The sequence below is a fragment of the Flavobacterium sp. genome (assembly GCF_031422135.1).
GTDB lineage: Bacteria > Bacteroidota > Bacteroidia > Flavobacteriales > Flavobacteriaceae > Flavobacterium.
Genome location: NZ_JANOQD010000042.1, coordinates 1 through 3819, shown reverse-complemented (window position 1 = coordinate 3819; position 3819 = coordinate 1). Strand labels below are relative to the sequence as shown.

The following is a 3819-nucleotide window of genomic DNA, read 5'->3' as shown; positions in this document are numbered from 1 at the left end:
TCCAGCACTTTCAGAGATATTCATAGCTGCTGCTGAATTGATGTTTTGTCCTGCTGTCATAGAGATATTCCCACCCGCATTCATCGTAATATCATTCGGTGCATTCACACTAATATTCCCTTTACCATCCATTAACCAAGTATTCCCACTTGGATCTTCAATAAACACAATACCAATAGCGTCGTTCATAATGATTTTAGAAGCTATTTCCTGCTGTGCGTTGCAAGTTTTTTTGTCCAGTTGTTTTTTTCTAAGCCTTAAAAGGAGCTTCCTGTGGTCGCTCTTTTATGTCTAGAAAAAATACAACTAGCCTGCAAAAAGCTTTCCACTACCATCAGGGCTATTTTTAAAAACAACACTTCTGATACACTTTCTTTAAATCGAAGCTATTTACTTGATTTAAAACACTAAAAGTAAAAAAAACAACCATAAGGTTGTCTTTTTTATTCCTAAATTTCACTTTTAATACTTCATTTTATTGGAGTTTTTGTAAAAACAACACTTGTGATACATTACCACCCACTAACGAGAATAATACTTGAATGAAATGTGTAAACATATTTCAGGACTAGACAGATCTATTCTTTTTGATCTTTGAAATATTTTGATTTTAAGTCTTTATTTGATGAATAATATCTTTTAAATCTATCATAAGTCATAATGGAATTTCCAGAATATAAATAATTTTTATCCATTCCAATTGATTCTCGATAATAATCAACTTCATTTCTAAGTCTTAAAGTTTTAAAAGTTTTAATATCAGCGGACTCTACTTTAATTCCTAAGTGATAAATCTCATTATTAATTTTCAAATAAGCACCTCCTAAGACATCATAACTTTTATTTTTAATCATTATAAAACTAGTGCTAAAAGTTGGAAACATATAAAAGTTGTTTTTATCTTCAAAATAACAATTATATGTTAGCACAGATTGGTCATCAAAATTTACTTTTTTTTCATTTTCAGCATCATTAAATATATTTTTAAATGTTTTCCAATCTATAACGTCATTATTTTTTCTGTACTCTTTTGATTCAATATCGTAAACATAGCTGAAATTTATACTATCATTTTTAATAGTCATTCCTTTTTGATTGTGGGCTTTATCATAATTACGTAATGGTACTCTAAAAATAATATTACTTTTAGAATCTTTGAATAAATTATTGGGCAAACTCAAACCTTCTTTCTTTTGTGAAGTGCAACCTGATAAAAAGAGAAAAGAGATTATTATAAAAACTATTTTTTTTGTATTTTCCATAAATATGTTTTTGTTGAATCCCAATGTTTAGTTTTACCAATTTTAAATCGATTTAAACAAGAATTTGCAAAATTGAAATATTATCTAATTTTATCAGGAAAATATATTTTCAGTAATGAGTCTTTAACTTTATTGTTTAGTGGCGTTTTTATGAATTCGTCATAACTTAGTTTTTCATTGTTACGATAAACATTTTTTTCATCAACCCCTAAAATTAAGTCCGTTTTGCGTAACGTTTTTATTGATTTTACAGTAAATTTTTTAGCATCTACATCATCAAGTTGTATGTAACCAAAGTGTCCATAAGTGTAAATGTTTAAATTATGTCTAAAATAATTCCCAGATTTAAATAAATAAAAATCTTCGGATTTGAATTCAGTAACAAAAAAAGGATAATTAGAGTATTGACTTCCTCTATTCATATAAACATACTTTTTATCTTTATAAAAAATATCTTTTTCTAATTCAGTATAACTATTCAAATCAATTATTTTTTTAAGATATGTTAGTTTATTGTTTTCATATATTGAATCTTGCAAAATAACCCCTTCTTTTTTATTTATAATTTCTTCCGATTTTCCTGAATATTGAAAAATTGCATCAGACAATATATATATATTATTATTTCCATCTTTATATAAATTGTAGTTAATTTTCTCTAATTTATGGGGTTTATTAATGTTTTTTTTCAATTCATTAAAATAAATATCACTATTTATACAAGAATGAAACACACACAAAAAGGAGCCAACTATAATCAATAATATATTTATTTTCTTTGTACTTTCCATAAATCAATTTGTGTTGATGCGTCTGTTTTTTTTGCCGTATGACTAACAGCTCCCTCCCAATTGTTTACTGTTTGAGTTAAAATTTCACCATCTAATTCTTCAATTTCTTTATACTCTCCTCTATCTTTCAATTGATCATATATCTTGTATTTAGCACCACAAGGATTAGTATTATCAACAACGATTGTTAGTATATGATAGTTAAATAATAAAGAATAATAAAACACGTGATATCCAATTTTATCTTCTATAATCTTTTTTATATAACTTGAAATTTCTTTTTCTTTCCCTTTTACATAACTTGAAGGTTTTGTAATTCCTCCTGTATCAAATATGTATTGATTAAATTTTTTATGATCTTTAATGTAACCCATCGAAGTATAACTTTTCATTCTGCTGAAACCATTTTCATTTGAATATGAGCTTATTTTTACTTCTTTTTTTTGAAGCAATTCTGAATTTTGATTATCAGCTGCAATAAAACATTCTGTTCTATTAGATAGTGATTTTATATTTTCATCAATTAATCTTTTGACATCCTCTTCAGAAAACACATCTTTAGCATTATTTATAAAATTTAGATTAACTTTATTACTATCTTTCCCATCAATTTTAACTAGTAAATTACCACTTAAAACTTCTGAACACTCGATATAAAATTTGATAACCCATTCTTCTTCAACCCTAAAACTAGTCTTAGATAACTTAATCTTATCGCTTGAAGGTACTAATTCTAAATCATATTTATCAGCAAACCAGCCATTTTTTCCACTCACTCTCAATTTCAATAAAATTTTTTGTTTTACAGGCAAAGATTTTATTTTTTCACATTCAAAAGATAAAGTTGGCAAGATTTTTAAGCTTGGCGTGCCAGCAGTATATGTCCCAAACGAATTATTAGGTGTTGCCATTTGATATAATTTTTTTCATACATATTAAAACTAAATTCTCTTTTGTAGCTTCTACATACTTCTCTTCGGTATTTTCTACAAACTTATTGGAAATACTAATCTCCCTATTAGCAGTTCTAATTATGATATTCCTTCCGGTTTTATTTATAGCCATGATTAGAATAATTGAGATTTTTCGGCACTATTCCATTCAATAGTTTTACCACTTTTCATAACCATATTCTCTTTTGAACTGTTTATATTTACAGCCTCTGAGAAAGTTTCGGATTTTTTTGATTGTCTTAAAGTAGTCTCAGTAGAAATCTCAGTTTTATTATTTGAACTTTCTGTAAAATTACCTGTAGCACTTTGATTCAAATCATTACCAGCAATATGAGTTATATTTTTTCCAGCAGAGTTTGACATACTAACTCCTGCACTCACTGTCATATCTTTACCTGCCGTAATGTTAACATTTTCACCAGCATTAACTGTAAAATTCTTCGGTGCATTCACACTAATATTCCCTTTTCCATCCATCATCCAAGTATTTCCACTTGGGTCTTCGATAAACACAGAACCTATAGCATCGTTCATAATAATTTTAGTTCCTGAACGGGTTTGAATCACTTTCTGGTCGTTCCCGCCCGAGGCATAACCTGAACTCTCACTACCATTGTACATTGCGCCTAATACAAATGGTTTTTCAGCATTGCCTGCTTCAAATGCCACAAGTACTTCTTCGCCTATTTCAGGAATAAAATAGATTCCTTTGCCACCACCAGCGTGTGGGTTCACCATTCTAATCCAAGGGGTGTTTTCACTAAAATCTTTCTGCCAAGCCATTTGTACTTGTACTCTGCCCAGTCCAGCAGG

The 3819-nt window shown here is 28.4% G+C and carries 4 protein-coding genes and 1 pseudogene; all 5 read right to left on the bottom strand.

Annotation, left to right across the window (positions count from 1 at the left end; translation table 11 throughout):
- Window positions 1–189: pseudogene (locus tag RMO70_RS06720) on the bottom strand (type IV secretion protein Rhs); the annotation flags it as partial.
- 389 nt (window positions 190–578) lie between these two features.
- Complete coding sequence (locus RMO70_RS06715) at window positions 579–1262, bottom strand: hypothetical protein (RefSeq protein WP_310555658.1); 684 nt, start codon at window positions 1260–1262, stop codon at window positions 579–581.
- An 80-nt stretch (window positions 1263–1342) separates the two neighbouring features.
- A complete protein-coding gene (locus RMO70_RS06710) occupies window positions 1343–2053 on the bottom strand; it encodes a hypothetical protein (RefSeq protein WP_310555657.1) in 711 nt (236 codons plus the stop codon).
- Window positions 2032–2964: a hypothetical protein gene (locus RMO70_RS06705; protein ID WP_310555656.1), complete on the bottom strand. Its 933-nt coding sequence runs from the start codon at window positions 2962–2964 to the stop codon at window positions 2032–2034. The genes RMO70_RS06710 and RMO70_RS06705 overlap by 22 nt, the downstream gene beginning before the upstream one ends.
- A gap of 156 nt (window positions 2965–3120) precedes the next feature.
- On the bottom strand, window positions 3121–3819 hold a 699-nt coding region (locus RMO70_RS06700), incomplete at its 5' end, for a phage baseplate assembly protein V (RefSeq protein WP_310555655.1).

Excerpts from the sequence above, each read along its gene's own strand:
- RMO70_RS06710 (WP_310555657.1), bottom strand. The coding sequence starts at position 2,053 with ATGGAAAGTACAAAGAAAATAAATATATTATTGATTATAGTTGGCTCC.
- RMO70_RS06715 (WP_310555658.1), bottom strand. The coding sequence starts at position 1,262 with ATGGAAAATACAAAAAAAATAGTTTTTATAATAATCTCTTTTCTCTTT.
- RMO70_RS06705 (WP_310555656.1), bottom strand. The coding sequence starts at position 2,964 with ATGGCAACACCTAATAATTCGTTTGGGACATATACTGCTGGCACGCCA.